Genomic DNA, 15,626 nt, shown 5'->3' on the forward strand with positions numbered 1-15,626 from the left:
CGGTGGTGTGGGAGGGGTGGAGTCGCGAGACTCCCCCCTATCCCGATCGGCCAGCGCCCGGCCTTCCCTGCGCCCTCTGTTGTCGAGGAGGGTGAAGCGATCAGCATAGCTCGGGCGCAACGCGCCGCGGGACTGCGAACGCATGTGGCGATAGATCGCCGGCGTTGGGGGCGGACGAGCGCTCTCGCCCAGGATTCCAGTGTCGTCCCGGCGAACGCCGGGACCCATAACCCCAGGGAGATTTTGTTGCGCACGATGTCGACCCATCTTTCTTCACAATAACTGCCGCGGAGTATGGGTCCCGGCGTTCGCCGGGACGACAGCTGAGATTGCTGAGGCAGCTGGCCTCACACCGGCAGCGCGATCGAATACTTCACCTGGCTCAGCGCAAAGCTACTTTCGATCGAGGCGATGCCGTCGAGACGAGTCAGCTTGGTTTTCAGGAACGCTTCATAGGAGGAGAGATCAGCCGCGACCACGCGCAGCAGGTAGTCGCGATTCCCCGTCATCAGATAGCACTCCAGCACCTCGGGCCAGGCCGAGATCGCCTTCTCGAACCGCTTCAGATCCTCCTCCTTCTGCCGCGCCAGCTTGATGGAGATGAAGACGGAGACGTGCAGCCCCAGCGCCTTCTGGTCGACGGTGGCGATGTAGCGGGTGATGACGCCGCGCTCCTCCAGCAGCTTGACGCGGCGGTGACAGGGCGACACCGACAGCCCGACCTTGTCGGCGAGCTCCTGCATGGTGATGCGGCCGTCGGCCTGGAGATGGGCGAGGATCTTGCGGTCGATGGCGTCGAGGTCAGGCATTGGGATGGTATCCCTAGAAGGAGTGATCAGATGGGAAAATATCCCAATAATAGCCTGTGATACGCGAAAATTTGAGAATTATGGTCTCGTCGACAGGATTAGGCTTGCAGAATCCAAACAATCCCCCGGGAGCCGCGCCATGGCCACGCCATCCGCACCGTCAGACCGTCTCGACATGCTGAACGCGCTGGCCCGCAAGGCGCTGTGGCTGTCGTCCTGGACCATTCATCACGCGAACCACATCCGGCCGAACATTGACGGCCTCAAGGTCGGCGGCCACCAGGCCTCCTCGGCCTCGCTCGCGACCATCATGTCGGCGCTGTACTTCTCGGTGCTGCGCCCGGAGGACCGCGTCGCGGTGAAGCCGCATGCCAGCCCGGTGTTTCACGCCATCCAGTATCTGTTCGGCCGGCAGACCCGCGAGAAGCTGGAGAATTTCCGCGGCTTCAAGGGCGCGCAGTCCTATCCCTCGCGCACCAAGGACATCGACGACGTCGATTTCTCGACCGGCTCGGTCGGCCTCGGCGTCGCTCAGACGCTGTTCTCGTCGCTGGTGCAGGACTACGTCAAGGCGCATGGCTGGATGAAGGACCGCCGCGAAGGCCGCATGATCGCGCTGGTCGGCGATGCCGAGATGGACGAGGGCAACATCTTCGAGGCGCTGGCGGAGGGCTGGAAGCACGGCCTGCGCAACACCTGGTGGATCGTGGACTACAACCGCCAGAGCCTGGACGCAGTCGTGCGCGAAGGCCTGTGGGAGAAGTTCGAGACCATGTTCCGCAATTTCGGTTGGGACGTGGTGATCGTGAAATACGGTCGGCTGATGCGTGAGGCGTTTGCGGAAGCCGGCGGCGAGGCGTTGAAGCGCTGGATCGACAACTGCCCGAACGCGCTCTACGCGGCGCTGTGCTTTCAGGGCGGCGCTGCCTTCCGCAAGCACATCCAGGACGACATCGGCGATCAGGGCGACGTCACGCGGCTGCTCGACAAGCGCAGCGACGACGAGCTGCTGGCGCTGATGTCCAATCTCGGCGGCCACGACATGGCGAGCATGCTCGAGGCGTTCGAGTCCATCGATCACGACCGCCCGGTCTGCTTCATCGCCTACACGATCAAGGGTGTTGGCCTGCCGTTCCAGGGCCACAAGGACAATCACGCCGGCCTGATGACGGTGGCGCAGATGGAGAAATGGCGCGCCCAGCAGAACATCCGCCCCGGCCATGAGTGGGACAAGTTCGAAGGGCTGAAGCAGGACCCGGCCAAGCTGGAGGCGTTTCTCGCCGCCGTGCCGTTCAATCGCGATGGCCGCCGGCTCGACGATGCCGTGTTCGACGTGCCGGAGCGGCTGACCTTCACGGCCGCGGCGCAGATGTCGACGCAGCAGGGCTTTGGCCTGATCCTCAACGATCTCGCGCGCAGCGACACCGCGCTGGCCTCGCGCATCGTGACGTCGTCGCCCGACGTCACCGTGTCGACCAATCTCGGCGCCTGGGTCAACCGCCGCGGCCTGTTCGCGCGCGCCGAGAAGGCCGACCTGTTCCGTAGCGAGAAGATCCCGTCGACCTTCAACTGGGCGGCATCGCCGAAGGGCCAGCACATCGAGCTCGGCATCGCCGAGATGAACCTGTTCATCATGGCCTCCGCGCTCGGCCTGTCGCACGCCATCAATGGCGCCCGGCTGCTGCCCGTGGTGACCTTGTACGATCCCTTCATCGAGCGCGGCCTCGATGCGCTGAACTACGCCTGCTATCAGGATGCCCGCTTCATGGTGGCAGCGACGCCGTCGGGCGTGACGCTGGCACCGGAAGGCGGCGCGCATCAGTCGATTGCGACACCGCTGATCGGCATGGCGCAGGACGGGCTGTCGTCGTTCGAGCCGGCCTTCGTCGATGAGCTCGCCGCGATCATGAAATGGGGCTTTGCCCACATGCAGCGCGGGGCAGGCGAGGGCGGCTCGCTCTATCTGCGGCTATCGACGCGCACCATCGATCAGCCGCAGCGGATCATGACGCCGGAGCTGGAATCCGACATCGCCGCCGGCGCCTATTGGCTGCGCAAGCCGGGGCCGAATGCCGAGGTGATCGTCGCCTATACCGGCGCGGTCGCGCCGGAGGCGATCGAGGCCACCGGCCTGATCGGCGAGTCCCGGCGCGACGTCGGCCTGCTCGCGATCACCTCGGCGGACCGGCTGCATGCGGGATGGACGGCGGCGCGCAGCCTGCGCCGGCATCGCCGCGGCGTGCAGCATCTCAGTCATGTCGAGCAGTTGCTGGCGCCGCTGCCGCGCGATTGCGGCATCGTCACCGTGATCGACGGCCATCCGGCGACGCTCGGCTGGCTCGGCTCGGTGCGCGGCCATCGTGTCGAGGCGCTCGGCGTCGAAAAGTTCGGCCAGACCGGCACGATCGACGATCTCTATCGCCACAACGGCATGGATGCCAACGCGATCATCGATGCGGCCGAGAGCCTCACCGGCGCTCCGGTGCGGCATCGCAAGATGGCGGTGTGAGGGCGGGGGGAAGAGGGAGCTGAAAACAGCTGCGCCGTCTCCCCCACCTGGATGAAGGAGACGGCGTCGCAACTTGGAGCAAAAGGGCTAGGTGCTGAAAAGCTACGCAATAAAAACTGGCGAAGTCATTCGTTGTGAAATGTTTTCCAGCGTCCTTTCGAGATGCTGGGCTGTCTATGAAGGAGAGAGTAATCGGCACGACCGGGCCACGATGTGAAGCAGTTCACATGTTGAAAATGAATCTGCAGGACTGGGAATTCTGCCATCCGGAATGATCGCCGCAATCGCATTTGCTGCGATGCAAAATGGAGCGGCGACGAAACGCAGGTCCGTCGGCTTGCGCCGGTCGCGGCCTTGCTCCTATATCCGCGGGACGCAACCCCGGTCCCCGCATGTGGCGGGTTCATCCCGCGGATCGCGCGTGCCAGGATGCCGGCCGCGTGCTGCCGCCCCCTCCAGATGCTTCCACGTGAAGAGGTTTTCCGATGGTCAATCGCCTGCAATTCTACATCGACGGCGCCTGGGTCGATCCGGTCGTCAAGAAGTCCACGCCGGTCGTGAATCCGGCGACTGAAGAGGCGATGTACGAGGTTGCGCTGGGCTCCAAGGCCGATGTCGACAAGGCGGTCGCCGCCGCCAAGCGCGCCTTCGAGACGTTCTCGCAGACCTCGCGCGAGGAGCGCGTCGCGCTGTTCGAGAAGATCATCGCCGTCTACAAGGGCCGCATGAAGGAAATCGGTGCTGCCATCTCCGACGAGATGGGCGCGCCGCTGCCGATGGCGGAGAAGCTGCAGGCGGGCGCCGGTCTCGGCCATCTGATGTCGACGCTCGATGTGCTGAAGAAATATGAGTTCGAGGAGACGCTGCCGGCGTCCGTGGTGGTGCGCGAGCCGGTCGGCGTTGTCGGCATGATCACGCCCTGGAACTGGCCGCTCAACCAGATCGCCTGCAAGGTCGCCCCGGCGCTGGCCGCGGGTTGCACCATGATCCTGAAGCCGTCGGAGTTCACCCCGACCTCGGCGCTGATCTTCGCCGAGATCCTGCACGAGGCCGGCGTGCCGAAGGGCGTGTTCAACCTGATCAACGGCCTCGGGCCGGAGGTCGGTGCCGCCATGAGCGAGCATCCGGACATCGACATGATCTCGTTCACCGGCTCGACCCGCGCCGGCATCGACGTCGCCAAGCGCGCCGCGCCGACCGTGAAGCGCGTCAGCCAGGAGCTTGGCGGCAAGTCGCCGAACGTGATCCTGGAGGGGGCCGATCTGGTCAAGGCGGTGACGGGCGGCGTCATGCACATGTTCAACAATTCCGGCCAGTCCTGCAACGCGCCGTCGCGCATGATCGTGCCGGCCGCACGGATGAAGGAAGTGGCTGCCATCGCGAAGGGCGTTGCCGACAAGACCAAGGCCGGCGATCCGCGTGGCGAAGGCACCACGATCGGCCCGGTCGTCAATCGCGGCCAGTGGGACAAGATCCAGGCCCTGATCAACAAGGGCATCGAGGAGGGCGCCACGCTCGTCGCCGGCGGTCCCGGCCTGCCCGAGGGCGTCAACAAGGGCTTCTACGTGCGGCCGACGATCTTCGCCGACGTCAAGCCCGAGATGACGATCTCGCGCGAGGAGATCTTCGGGCCGGTGCTGGTGATCATCGGGGCCAAGGACGAGAACGAGGCGGTGCGTATCGCCAACGACACGCCCTATGGTCTTGCCGGATACGTCACGGCCCCGACGATCGAGAAGGCCCGCGAGGTCGGCCGCAAGATCCGCGCCGGCAACGTCAACCTTCAAGGTGTCCCGAACGACCGCACCGCGCCGTTTGGCGGCTACAAGCAGTCCGGCAATGGCCGCGAATGGGGCCGCTTCGGTCTCGAGGAATATCTCGAGGTCAAGGCGGTCGCGGGCTACAACGCGGCTTGATCGCGTGAGGACGTGTAGGGTGGGCAAAGCGCAGCGTGCCCACCATTCACGCCAACAACAGAGCTGGTGGGCACGGCGCTCCGCGCCTTTGCCCACCCTACTCGGTGGAAGCTTAGCCCCCCAGCGCGCCCTGCGTATTCACGTAGAGCGCGTAGATCGACTGGCTGGCGGCCATGAACAGCCGGTTGCGCTTCAGCCCGCCGAAGCAGAGATTGGCGCAGCGCTCGGGCAGAGCGATGCGGCCAATCGGCGCGCCGTCGGGCGCGAACACCATGACGCCGTCGAGCTCGGGCGTGCCCATGCCCCAGCCGCACCAGAGATTGCCGTCGATGTCGCAGCGCATGCCGTCCGGCGTGCCCGGGCCGGCATCGATGTGGATGCGCTTGTTGGTAAGGTTGGTACCGTCGCCGGAGACGTCGTAGGCGAGGATCTTGCGGGTCGGCGCGCCGCGGGATTCGACGACGTAGAGGATGCTCTCGTCGGGCGAGAAGCACAGCCCGTTCGGCCCCAGCACGCCCTCGGCGACGATGGTCGCCCGGCCGGTGGTGCCGTCGATCCGGTACACGTTGGCGTCGATCTCGGGCTCGGCCTTGTAGCCCTCGTAATTGCCGAGCAGTCCGAAGGTCGGATCGGTGAACCAGATCGAGCCGTCGGATTTGACCACGACGTCGTTCGGCGAATTCAACCGCTTGCCGTCGAAGCTGTCGATCAGCACCGTGATCGAGCCGTCATATTCGGTGCGGGTGACGCGGCGGCCGCCATGCTCGCAGGTGACCAGCCGGCCCTGCCGGTCGCGGGTGTTGCCGTTGGCGAAGTTGGAGGGCTTGCGGAACACCGAGACAGCCCCGGTCTCCTCCTCCCATTTGAGGATGCGCTGGTTGGGAATGTCGCTGCACAAGAGATAGCGGCCGTCGCCGAACCACACCGGCCCTTCGGCCCAGCGCAGGCCCGTCGCCAGCCGCTCGACGGCCGACAATTTGAGCCAGTATTTCTCGAAGCGCGGATCGAGCGCCTGGATCGCCGGATCGGGATAGAAGGTGGCAGGGCGAAAGCCCTGGGCGTGAGCGTTTCCGTCGGACATCTGGCCGGTCCTGTTATTGCACCGTTACGATCTCTGCTATCATCCGCAAGCAATGACCGCAAACCTGCGGGCCGAACACGAGGGATGAAATGCCACGTATCTTGATGACCGGAGCGAGCGGTGGAATCGGCACTTCCTTGCGGAAGCTGCTGCCGCCGATCTATCCGGACCTTCTGCTCAGCGATCTCCGACCGCCTGCCGATCTCTCCAGCCAGGAGACGTTCAAGGCGGCCGATCTTGCCGACCTCTCCCAGGTCGAAGCACTGTGCGATGGCATCGACGGCATCATCCATTTCGGCGGCTATTCGGTCGAAGGTCCATGGAATGACATCCTGCAGGCCAACATCATCGGCGGCTACAACCTGTTCGAGGCGGCTCGCCGCAAGGGCGTCAAGCGCGTGGTGTTCGCGTCGTCAAACCACGCGGTTGGTTTCTATCCGCGCCATCGCAAGATCGACAACGACGTGCAACCGCGTCCCGACGGCCGCTACGGCGTCAGCAAGGTGTTCGGCGAAGCGCTCGGCTCGCTCTATGCCGACAAGCACGGGCTGAAGGTGACGTGCATCCGCATCGGCAATTTCGGCGACAAGCCGCTCGACCGGCGCCGGCTGTCGATCTGGCTGAAGCCGGAGGATCTGGTCCAGCTCTGCCGCATCGGCCTCGAGCATCCGGACATTCATTTCGATGTGCTCTATGGCGCCTCGTTGAACGAGCGCGCCTGGTGGGACAATCAGCGCGCCTACGATCTCGGCTATCGCCCGACCGGCCGCGCCGAGGATTTCCGCGAGCATGCTTTTGCGGAGCAAGCCAAGCTGCCCGCCGATCCGATCGGCGACTACTTCCAGGGCGGCGCTTTCTGCACCACCGAGTTCGATGGCGACACCAGCCGGATCATCGACTGGGGGTAATTGGCGTCGTCATTCCGGGGCGCGTCCGCAGGACGCGAACCCGGAATCTCGATGTGAGAGCGCAAGACAACTTCTGGATTCCTGGTTCGCGCTTCGCGCGCCCCGGAATGACGTTGAGAATGAAAGAAGAGAAGACCATGACCGATGGCCTGCGCAAGGGACTGACTGCCTACGGCGATGCCGGCTTCTCGCTGTTCCTGCGCAAGGCCTTCATCAAGGCCGCCGGCTATTCGGACGACGCGCTCGACCGGCCCATCGTCGGCATCACCAACACCTACAGCGACTACAACCCCTGCCATGGCAACGTGCCGCAGATCCTAGAAGCGGTGAAGCGCGGGGTCATGCTGTCCGGCGCGATGCCGTTCGTGTTTCCGACGATCTCGATCGCCGAGAGCTTCGCGCATCCGACCTCGATGTATCTGCGCAACCTGATGGCGATGGAAACCGAGGAGATGATCCGTGCCCAGCCGATGGATGCGGTTGTCGTCATCGGCGGCTGCGACAAGACCTTGCCGGCGCAGATCATGGCGGCGGTATCGGCCGACCTGCCGACGGTGGTCATCCCCGTTGGTCCGATGGTGGTCGGTCATCACAAGGGCGAGGTGCTCGGCGCCTGCACCGATTGCCGCAGGCTGTGGGCGAAGTATCGCGCCGGCGAGATGGACGGCAGCGAGATCGAGGCGGTCAACGGCCGGCTGGCGCCGTCGGTCGGCACCTGCATGGTGATGGGAACGGCCTCGACGATGGCCTGCATCACCGAGGCCCTCGGATTGTCGCTGCCGATGAGCGCAACGATTCCCGCGCCGCATGCCGAGCGCTTCCGTTCGGCCGAAGCCAGCGGACGCGTCGCGGCCGAGATGGCCAAGGCCAAGGGGCCGAAACCGAGCGAGCTGCTGACGCCGTCCGCTTTCAAGAATGCGCAGGTGGTGCTGCAGGCAATCGGCGGCTCGACCAATGGCCTGGTGCATCTCACCGCGATCGCTGGCCGGACCCCGCACACAATCGATCTCGATGCATTCGACCGCATCGGCCGCGAGGTGCCGGTGCTGGTCGATCTCAAGCCATCCGGCGATCACTACATGGAGCATTTCCACCACGCCGGCGGCGTGCCGAAGCTGATGAAGCAGCTCGGTGATCTCATCGATCTCGATTGCCGCTCGATCACCGGCCAACCGCTGCGCGACATCGTGGCTGCCGCCGAGGACGTGCCGGGGCAGGACGTGATCCGCTCGCGCGACGACGCGATCAAGCCGGAGGGCGGGCTCGCGGTGCTGCGCGGCAACCTGGCGCCGCGCGGAGCCGTCATCAAGCATTCGGCCGCGAGCCCCAAGCTGCTGCAGCACACCGGGCGCGCCGTCGTGTTCGAGTCGATCGAGGATATGACCTTGCGGGTCGATGATCCCGCTCTCGACGTCTCGGCGGACGACGTCCTGGTGCTGCGCAACGCCGGGCCCAAAGGCGCCCCGGGCATGCCCGAGGCCGGCTATCTGCCGATCCCGAAGAAGCTCGCGCGCGGCGGCACCAAGGACATGGTGCGGATCTCCGATGCGCGCATGAGCGGCACCGCCTTTGGCACCATCGTCCTTCACATCACGCCGGAGTCCGCCGTCGGCGGGCCGCTGGCGCTGGTGCGGACCGACGACATGATCCGGCTCGACGTCGCCAAGCGCAGCATTGACCTGCTGGTCGACGACGCCGAGCTGGACCGGCGCCGAGCTGCGCTGAAGCAAGCCCCGACGCCGGAATGGGCGGAGCGCGGCTATGCGCACCTCTTTCATGAGACGATCCTGCAGGCCGACGACGGCTGCGATTTCGACTTCATGCGCCGGAAAGGGAAGGGGTGAGCGCAGTCCTACTTTCCTTTGCTGGTGAACCGCTTCACGGCGGCGCGGAATTCATCCGTGTGCATGCAGTTGATGATTGCGTCGCGCTCGGCGGCGAGCTGATCCTCGACCGCGCTGGTCGGTGCGCGATGGATCAGCGCCTTGGTCGCCGCGAGCCCAGCTGGCATGTTCTGCGCCAGCCGCGCAGCCAGCGCGTCGGTAGCTGCGACGAGCTCGGAGGCCGGGACGATTTTCGCGACCAGTCCCCATTCGTATGCCTGCGCCGCCGTGAAGCTGTCCTCGGCCAGGAATATCTGCAGCGCGCGCCGCACACCGACGGTCGTAATGACACCGACCGTGCCGCCGCCGTCGGGCGAGACGCCGAGCTTGGCATAGGCCGGCGTGAAGCGCGCATCCTCGGCCGCAATGCAGAGATCGGCCGCGAAGGCCAGCGACATCCCAGCACCGGCGGCGGAGCCGTGAACGCTGGCGAGCACGATCTTGTGCATGCGCCGCAGGCTCGCGATGAAGGCGTGGTAGTGGTGCAGCAGCTCGCTCACGACAGGCGTGATGGTGTCGGTCTCGGCGGCAGCGCCGATCGTCTGCAGGTCGCCGCCGGCGCAGAAGGCGCGGCCTTCGCCCTTGAGGACGAGCACCCGGATGGTCGGGTCCGCCTCGACCTGCGCCGCGAGCTGTTCCAGGCGCTGCGCGATGGCGAGGTTGATGGCGTTGAACGCTGCCGGTCGGTCCAGCGTGATGGTCGCGATCGGGCCGTCAATGCTCAGGCGAGCGGGGTCCGCGGCTGCGTCCGACATTCAATCCTCCCTTGCATGGTTGTTGCCGCATTTAAAGCGCACAGCAGGCCGGTGACAATGCCGGGGAAGTCTGCGACAACCCGGCTCGGCTGGCATGACGGGAGGTAAACCCGCAGCAGACATGGCGTGCAAACACGGGATATGGACAGAATGGGGCAGGACGCAGTGACGAAGGGACCGGTTGTGATCGTGGGTGCGGGGCATGCGGGTTTCCAGCTCGCGACCTCGCTGCGTCAGGCAGGCTTTGCCGATCCCATTCACCTGATCAACGACGAGCCGCATCTGCCGTATCAGCGCCCGCCGCTGTCGAAGGCGTATCTGAAGGGCACCGGCGGTCCCGAAACCTTGATGTTTCGGCCGCAGAAGTTCTACGCGGACCAGACCATCGATCTCGTCTATGATCGTGCCGTCTCTGTTCAGCGCGATCAGCGCAAGGTGTTGCTCGCCTCCGGCAGGACGCTCGACTATGGGCACCTCGTGTTCGCGACCGGTGCGCGCAACCGCCTGCTCGACATTCCCAATGCCAGCCTCCCGGCGGTCCGTTACTTGCGCATCCTCGACGACAGCGAAGCGCTCAGGACCTTGCTGGGCGATGCCAAGCGGGTCGTCGTGATCGGCGCCGGCTTCATCGGCCTCGAATTCGCGGCCACCGCACGCATCAAAGGGCTCGAGGTCGACGTGCTCGAGCTCGGCGCGCGGGTGATGGCGCGGGCGGTGACGGCGGAAATCTCCGACTACTTCCAGAAACAGCATGCCGATGCCGGCGTGCGCATCCATCTCGGCGTGCAGGCCACCAGCATCGAGGCCGACGGCAACAACGTCACCGGCGTCAGCCTCAGCGATGGTCGGCACATCCCCGCTGACCTCGTCGTGGTCGGCGTCGGCGTGCTGCCGAATGTCGAGCTCGCCGCCGAGGCTGGATTGCAGGTCGCCTCCGGCATCGTCGTCGACGAATATCTGCTGACCAGCGATCCGCATATCTCGGCCATCGGCGACTGCGCCCTGTTCGTCAGCCAGCGCTTCGGCGGCACGCTGCGGCTGGAGTCGGTGCAGAACGCCACCGATCATGCCCGCTGCGTCGCGGCGCGGCTGACGGGCGACGTCAAGCCCTATGACGGACAGCCGTGGTTCTGGAGCGACCAGGGCAATGACAAGCTCCAGATCGCGGGGCTCACCACGGGCTATGACCAGGTCGTGCTGCGCGGTGATCCCACGCAAAAGGCATTCTCAGCGTTCTGTTACAAAGAGGGCCGGCTGGTCGGCATCGAGTCCGTCAACCGTGCCGGCGACCATATGTTCGGCCGCAAGTTGCTGGCTGCGGGCGGCACCTTGGATGCAGCCAAAGCCGCTGATCCCAGCTTCGACCTGAAGAGCGCTCTCGCTTAGAGCAGCGCGCGCACCTCCTCTGCGGTCGGCATCGAAGGGCCGGCACCCATCCGCTGCACCGAGATCGATGCGGCGATGTTGGCATAGCCGATCGCATCCGCGATCGCCGCGCCCTGCGACAGCCGCGCGGCCAGCGCGCCGACGAAGCAGTCGCCGGCGCCGGTGGTGTCGACGGCCTTGACCGCGCGGCCTTCGACCAGCCTGGCCTCGGCGCCAGAAACCGCGACCGCGCCGCGCGCGCCGAGCGTGACGCAGACCGTCTGGTCGTCGCGAGGCTCGAGCGCGCGAACCGCCTCATTCACCTGCTGCGGCGTCGGCGCGTTGCCGAGTTCGATCCCGGCCAGGAAACTGAGCTCGGTTTCGTTCAGCACGAGCACATCGACCAGCGCGAACAGCGTGCTGTCGAAGGCGCTCGCCGGGGCGGGGTTGAGGATCGTGGTGGCGCCGGCCGATTTGGCACGCTGGAAGAACGCTATAATCGTCGCCTGCGGAATTTCGAACTGGCTGACGGCCACGTCTCCCGAGCCAAGAGACACCTGTGCCACATCGTCGGCGCTGACCTCGGCGTTGGCGCCTGATATCACCACGATCGTGTTGTCGGCCTTGGCCAGCGTGATGATCGCGGTGCCGGTCGACGCGCTGGCGCTGTCCTTCACGGCAGTGAGATCGATGCCCTGAGCCGTGAGAAATGCGCGCAACTGCTCGCCGAAGGCGTCGCGACCGAGCCGGCCGATCAGCGCCGTCGGCGCGCCGAGCTTGGCTGCGGCGACCGCCTGGTTCGCTCCCTTCCCGCCGGGAAAGTACATCACCGACCGGCCGGCGACGGTCTCGCCGATGCGCGGATGGCGCTCGGCCGCCGCCACCACATCCATGTTGATGCTGCCGGCGACGACGACCCGCCCCATCCGCTTGCTCCCCACAACCGCTAGACGCGCGCCTCGAATTCCTGCCTGACCAGCTCGATGTCGGCGAGGGTCGGCAGGCCGGCCTCGTTGCCGAGCTTCTGGATCTTGAACGTCGAGGCCGCGCGCGCGAACTCGAAATGCTCCTTCCAGCCCTTCGCCGGATTGGCGAGGTACGAATACACATAGGCGCCGTGGAAGACGTCGCCGGCGCCGTTGGTGTCGATCACGCGTTCGCGCGGGATCGGATAGGCCGGCAGCGTATGCACGGCGCCGACCTCGTCATACCAGAGCAGGCCCTTTTCGCCTTGGGTGACGCCGCCGATGCGGCAGCCGCGGCTCTTCAGGTAGTCGAGCATCTTCTCCGGCGTGAGGTCCATCTGCTCGCACAGCCGCTCGGCCACGATCGCGACGTCGATATATTCCAGGAGCTCATGGGTGTTGGTGCGCAGGCCGCCGCCGTCCAGCGAGGTCAGGACGCCGGCCTCGCGGCACAGCTTGGCATAATGCAACGCGGCGTCGGGCTGGTGGCCGTCGACATGCAGCGCCCGGCAATTGCCGAGATTGAGCAGCGGGAACGGGTGGATATGCGCATCGTCGCGGCAACGCACGATCGCGCGCTTGCCGTCCTTCGGCATGATGAAGGACAGCGAGGAGGCATTGACCTTCCGGGGGTGGACGGAGATGCCGTATTTCGCGGTCATGTCCTGGAACATCCGCCCGAGCCAGTCATTCGCAACGGTGGCGATCAGGTCGGGCACGATGCCGAGCTTGGCGCAGCAAAATGCCGCAGTCACCGCATTGCCGCCGAACGAGACGGCATAGTCGGAGGCCACGTGCTTCTCGTCCCCCGTCGGCATGTGGTCGGTGATGAACGTCACGTCGATGTAGGTCTGTCCGATGAAGAGGGCCTGCATTGCCATTTCTGTCTCACTAAGGGGTGATCGCGGCCCCGGCGCCGCAGATTAGCAAGCGGTCAAAGCGGATCAACGCTGAAATTCTTCGTCAAATCGTCACCATGGTGGTTGAGATCGGCCGTCTGCTACCGGTGGCCCCCTGCCGCCGGCGCTCGGGTCGCGCTATGGTTGCCGGCCTGCAGAAACGCAGATTCGGGAGTGGAATATGACTGTCTATGCGGGTCCGGTCTTCGAGATGGCGACCAATCAGTTCAACGTGATCGCCGACCATCTTGGCATCCCAGCCGACGAGCGGGACCGGCTTCTCTTGCCGAAGCGGGCGATCACCGTCTCGTGTCCGATCCACAAGGATGACGGCACGATCGCGGTCTATGAAGGCTACCGGGTCCAGCACCTCCTGACCATGGGACCGACCAAGGGCGGCACGCGCTTTGCTCCCACCGTCGACATCGGCGAGGTGGCGGCGCTGGCGATCTGGATGAGCTGGAAGTGCGCCCTCGTCGGGTTGCCTTATGGCGGCGCCAAGGGCGGCGTCAACGTCGATCTGTCCAAGCTGTCCCGGCGCGAGCTCGAATCGCTGTCCCGCCGCTACATGCAGGAGATGATCCCCTTCGTCGGGCCGCACACCGACGTGATGGCGCCCGACATGGGCACAAACGAGCAGGTGATGGCGTGGTTCATGGACACGTATTCCATGTACCAGGGGCAGACGGTGATGGAGATCGTGACCGGCAAGCCGGTGTTCTCCGGCGGCACCTTGGGTCGCCGCGAGGCGACCGGCCGCGGCGTCGCCCATGTGTCGAGGCGGGTGATGGATGAGCTGGGCATCGACCCGACCAAGTCCACCGCGGTCGTGCAGGGCTTTGGCAATGTCGGCTCCTATGCCGCGCTCGGCTTCCACCAGATGGGCATGAAGGTGATTGCGGTCAGCGATCACACCGGCGCCCTCCATGATCCCCGTGGTCTCGACATCCCGGCCTTGATGGCGCACGCCGCCAGGCACGGCAGCATTGCCGGCTTCTCCACCGAGCTCGCCTTCGATCCGCGGGAGATCCTGACCCTGGCCTGCGACATCCTCGTGCCGGCGGCCGTCGAGCGCGTGATCGACGCCAAGGTGGCGGCGAACCTGAAATGCCGCGTCATTGCGGAAGCCGCCAATGGTCCGACCACGCCGGATGCCGATCTGGTGCTCGACCAGCGCCGCAACGAGATCTTCCTCATTCCCGACATTCTCTGCAATTCCGGCGGCGTCATCGTCAGCTATTTCGAATGGGTGCAGGATCTGCAGCAGCTGTTCTGGGAGGAAGAGGAGGTGATGCGCAGGGAGTACCAGATCCTCGACCGTGCCTTCGAGCGCATGCTGACGCGCGGCAAGGCCGACGGCATCTCCCACCGGACCGCGGCGATGGCGATCGGAGTGGAGAAGGTGCGTGCCGCCAAGAACTCGCGAGGGCTGTTTCCGTGATCACCGGGCTCGACCACGTCGTCGTCCTGCTGCAGGACGTCCAGGCCGGCAGCGCCGCGTTCGAGACGCTGCTGGCGCGCAAGCCGTCCTGGCAGAATTCGGGCGAGGGCGCCGATCGCGTCCTGTTCACGCTCGACAATATGAGCCTGGAGCTGATGGCCCCGATGGGCCAGAGCGTGGCGGCCGACCGCATCCGCAACGTCATCAAGATCTGGGGCGAGGGGCTCGCCAGCATCTGCTTTGCCACCAACGACATCGCCAAGATGCATCGCAGATTGGAGCGCGTGGCGCTGAAGCCGGACCCGATCACCGAGGTCGAGAACACCGATCGCGTCTCGGGCCAGACGCTGCATTGGAAGCGCACCCGCGCCATGACCGATCTCACGCGTGGCGTGCGCATGTTCTTCCTCGAGCTTGCCGAGCCGCGCCCGCCGTCCGCCAAGACCGCCGATACGGCCGTGCTCGGCCTCGACCATATCGTGATCTCGACCGAGGATCCCGAACGCGCCGCCGCGCTCTACGGCGCGCGGCTCGGGCTCGACATGGCGCTCGACCGCAGCCATCAGGAATGGGGGCAGTTGATGTTCTTCCGCTGCGGCGACCTGATCGTCGAGGTGGTGAAGCGGCCGGTCGCCGGCAACGACAAGGCCCATGACAAGCTGTGGGGCCTGAGCTGGCGTGTCGCCGACATCGAGGCGACGCGCGCGCGGCTGCTCGCGGCCGGCCTGCAGGTCTCCGAGCCGCGCGCCGGCCGCAAGCCAGGCACGCGGGTGATGAGCCTCTACAGCGGCACCTGCGGCATCCACACGCTGATCCTCGAGAAGACCCCGCGCGCGGCGGAGTGAGGTCGAAGCCGAGCCGACGGATGCCCAGGCGATCGACTATCAAGCCCATGTGAACGCGCTGGATGCTGCACGGAGTGCTGGTGTGAGTCACTTCGTCCTGCTGTCCGCCATCTGCGTGCAGAAGCCGCTGCTGGCGTTCCAGAAGGCCAAGCTGGCGTTCGAAGCGCATCTGCTGGAGCAGGGGCTGACCTACTCGATCGTCCGCCCGACCGTTGAGTCCCGTCTGTCTCCCCGTCATTGCGAGGAGCGA

At 65.7% G+C, this 15,626-nt stretch carries 12 protein-coding genes and 1 pseudogene; 8 read left to right on the forward strand and 5 right to left on the reverse strand.

Going from position 1 to position 15,626, the window contains the following annotated elements:
- Positions 1-347: 347 nt before the first annotated feature.
- Positions 348-809, reverse strand: a complete 462-nt coding sequence (locus tag QX121_RS21970) for an Lrp/AsnC family transcriptional regulator (protein WP_315737180.1) — start codon at positions 807-809, stop codon at positions 348-350.
- Between the two features lie 139 nt (positions 810-948).
- On the opposite strand from QX121_RS21970, the gene QX121_RS21975 reads away from it, so the two are divergent.
- Together QX121_RS21975 and QX121_RS21980 are read left to right on the forward strand one after the other, a co-directional pair.
- Positions 949-3,318 carry a transketolase gene (locus QX121_RS21975; RefSeq protein WP_315813015.1) on the forward strand — a complete coding sequence of 790 codons (2,370 nt, stop codon included), beginning with the start codon at positions 949-951 and terminating at the stop codon, positions 3,316-3,318.
- A 485-nt stretch (positions 3,319-3,803) separates the two neighbouring features.
- Positions 3,804-5,234 carry an aldehyde dehydrogenase family protein gene (locus QX121_RS21980; RefSeq protein ID WP_315813016.1) on the forward strand — a complete coding sequence of 477 codons (1,431 nt, stop codon included), beginning with the start codon at positions 3,804-3,806 and terminating at the stop codon, positions 5,232-5,234.
- Between the two features lie 112 nt (positions 5,235-5,346).
- On the opposite strand, the gene QX121_RS21985 is transcribed toward QX121_RS21980, so the two are convergent.
- Positions 5,347-6,315: an SMP-30/gluconolactonase/LRE family protein gene (locus QX121_RS21985; RefSeq protein WP_315813017.1), complete on the reverse strand. Its 969-nt coding sequence runs from the start codon at positions 6,313-6,315 to the stop codon at positions 5,347-5,349.
- 89 nt (positions 6,316-6,404) lie between these two features.
- Between QX121_RS21985 and QX121_RS21990 the strand changes: the two genes are divergently transcribed.
- Positions 6,405-7,223, forward strand: coding sequence for an NAD(P)-dependent oxidoreductase (locus QX121_RS21990; RefSeq protein ID WP_315776410.1), 819 nt, complete (start codon positions 6,405-6,407; stop codon positions 7,221-7,223).
- 137 nt (positions 7,224-7,360) lie between these two features.
- Positions 7,361-9,067, forward strand: a complete 1,707-nt coding sequence (locus QX121_RS21995; protein ID WP_315813089.1) for an IlvD/Edd family dehydratase — start codon at positions 7,361-7,363, stop codon at positions 9,065-9,067.
- An 8-nt stretch (positions 9,068-9,075) separates the two neighbouring features.
- Here the strand turns inward: QX121_RS21995 and QX121_RS22000 are convergent, their stop codons facing one another.
- Positions 9,076-9,861, reverse strand: a complete 786-nt coding sequence (locus QX121_RS22000) for an enoyl-CoA hydratase/isomerase family protein (RefSeq protein ID WP_315813018.1) — start codon at positions 9,859-9,861, stop codon at positions 9,076-9,078.
- A 150-nt stretch (positions 9,862-10,011) separates the two neighbouring features.
- On the opposite strand from QX121_RS22000, the gene QX121_RS22005 reads away from it, so the two are divergent.
- Positions 10,012-11,247 (forward strand): NAD(P)/FAD-dependent oxidoreductase, encoded by a 1,236-nt coding sequence (locus QX121_RS22005; RefSeq protein ID WP_315813019.1) that lies wholly within the window; start codon positions 10,012-10,014, stop codon positions 11,245-11,247.
- On the opposite strand, the gene rbsK is transcribed toward QX121_RS22005, so the two are convergent.
- Together rbsK and QX121_RS22015 are read right to left on the reverse strand one after the other, a co-directional pair.
- Entirely contained in the window at positions 11,244-12,152 is a 909-nt protein-coding gene (rbsK, locus tag QX121_RS22010; protein ID WP_315813020.1) for a ribokinase, read from the reverse strand. The two genes, QX121_RS22005 and rbsK, sit on opposite strands and share 4 nt — an antisense overlap.
- A gap of 20 nt (positions 12,153-12,172) precedes the next feature.
- The gene (locus QX121_RS22015; RefSeq protein WP_315779861.1) at positions 12,173-13,066 is read right to left on the reverse strand and encodes a sugar kinase; all 894 of its coding nucleotides are present in this window, start codon (positions 13,064-13,066) and stop codon (positions 12,173-12,175) included.
- 205 nt (positions 13,067-13,271) lie between these two features.
- Between QX121_RS22015 and QX121_RS22020 the strand changes: the two genes are divergently transcribed.
- The 3 genes and pseudogenes from QX121_RS22020 to QX121_RS22030 all read left to right on the forward strand — a co-directional run.
- Positions 13,272-14,531 (forward strand): Glu/Leu/Phe/Val dehydrogenase, encoded by a 1,260-nt coding sequence (locus tag QX121_RS22020; protein ID WP_315737188.1) that lies wholly within the window; start codon positions 13,272-13,274, stop codon positions 14,529-14,531.
- Positions 14,528-15,376, forward strand: a complete 849-nt coding sequence (locus QX121_RS22025; protein ID WP_315779548.1) for a VOC family protein — start codon at positions 14,528-14,530, stop codon at positions 15,374-15,376. The genes QX121_RS22020 and QX121_RS22025 overlap by 4 nt, the downstream gene beginning before the upstream one ends.
- Positions 15,377-15,389: 13 nt before the next feature.
- A pseudogene (locus QX121_RS22030) lies at positions 15,390-15,587 on the forward strand (NAD(P)H-binding protein); the annotation flags it as partial.
- Between the last annotated feature and the right edge of the window lie 39 nt (positions 15,588-15,626).

The organism is Bradyrhizobium sp. SZCCHNR2028 (assembly GCF_032380995.1).
Taxonomy (GTDB): Bacteria; Pseudomonadota; Alphaproteobacteria; order Rhizobiales; family Xanthobacteraceae; genus Bradyrhizobium.

Coding starts and splice junctions, on each gene's coding strand:
- QX121_RS21995 (WP_315813089.1), top strand. CDS start 7,361: ATGACCGATGGCCTGCGCAAGGGACTGACTGCCTACGGCGATGCCGGC.
- QX121_RS21985 (WP_315813017.1), bottom strand. CDS start 6,315: ATGTCCGACGGAAACGCTCACGCCCAGGGCTTTCGCCCTGCCACCTTC.
- QX121_RS21990 (WP_315776410.1), top strand. CDS start 6,405: ATGCCACGTATCTTGATGACCGGAGCGAGCGGTGGAATCGGCACTTCC.
- QX121_RS21970 (WP_315737180.1), bottom strand. CDS start 809: ATGCCTGACCTCGACGCCATCGACCGCAAGATCCTCGCCCATCTCCAG.
- QX121_RS21975 (WP_315813015.1), top strand. CDS start 949: ATGGCCACGCCATCCGCACCGTCAGACCGTCTCGACATGCTGAACGCG.
- QX121_RS22020 (WP_315737188.1), top strand. CDS start 13,272: ATGACTGTCTATGCGGGTCCGGTCTTCGAGATGGCGACCAATCAGTTC.
- QX121_RS22015 (WP_315779861.1), bottom strand. CDS start 13,066: ATGCAGGCCCTCTTCATCGGACAGACCTACATCGACGTGACGTTCATC.
- QX121_RS22000 (WP_315813018.1), bottom strand. CDS start 9,861: ATGTCGGACGCAGCCGCGGACCCCGCTCGCCTGAGCATTGACGGCCCG.
- QX121_RS21980 (WP_315813016.1), top strand. CDS start 3,804: ATGGTCAATCGCCTGCAATTCTACATCGACGGCGCCTGGGTCGATCCG.
- QX121_RS22005 (WP_315813019.1), top strand. CDS start 10,012: ATGGGGCAGGACGCAGTGACGAAGGGACCGGTTGTGATCGTGGGTGCG.
- rbsK (WP_315813020.1), bottom strand. CDS start 12,152: ATGGGGCGGGTCGTCGTCGCCGGCAGCATCAACATGGATGTGGTGGCG.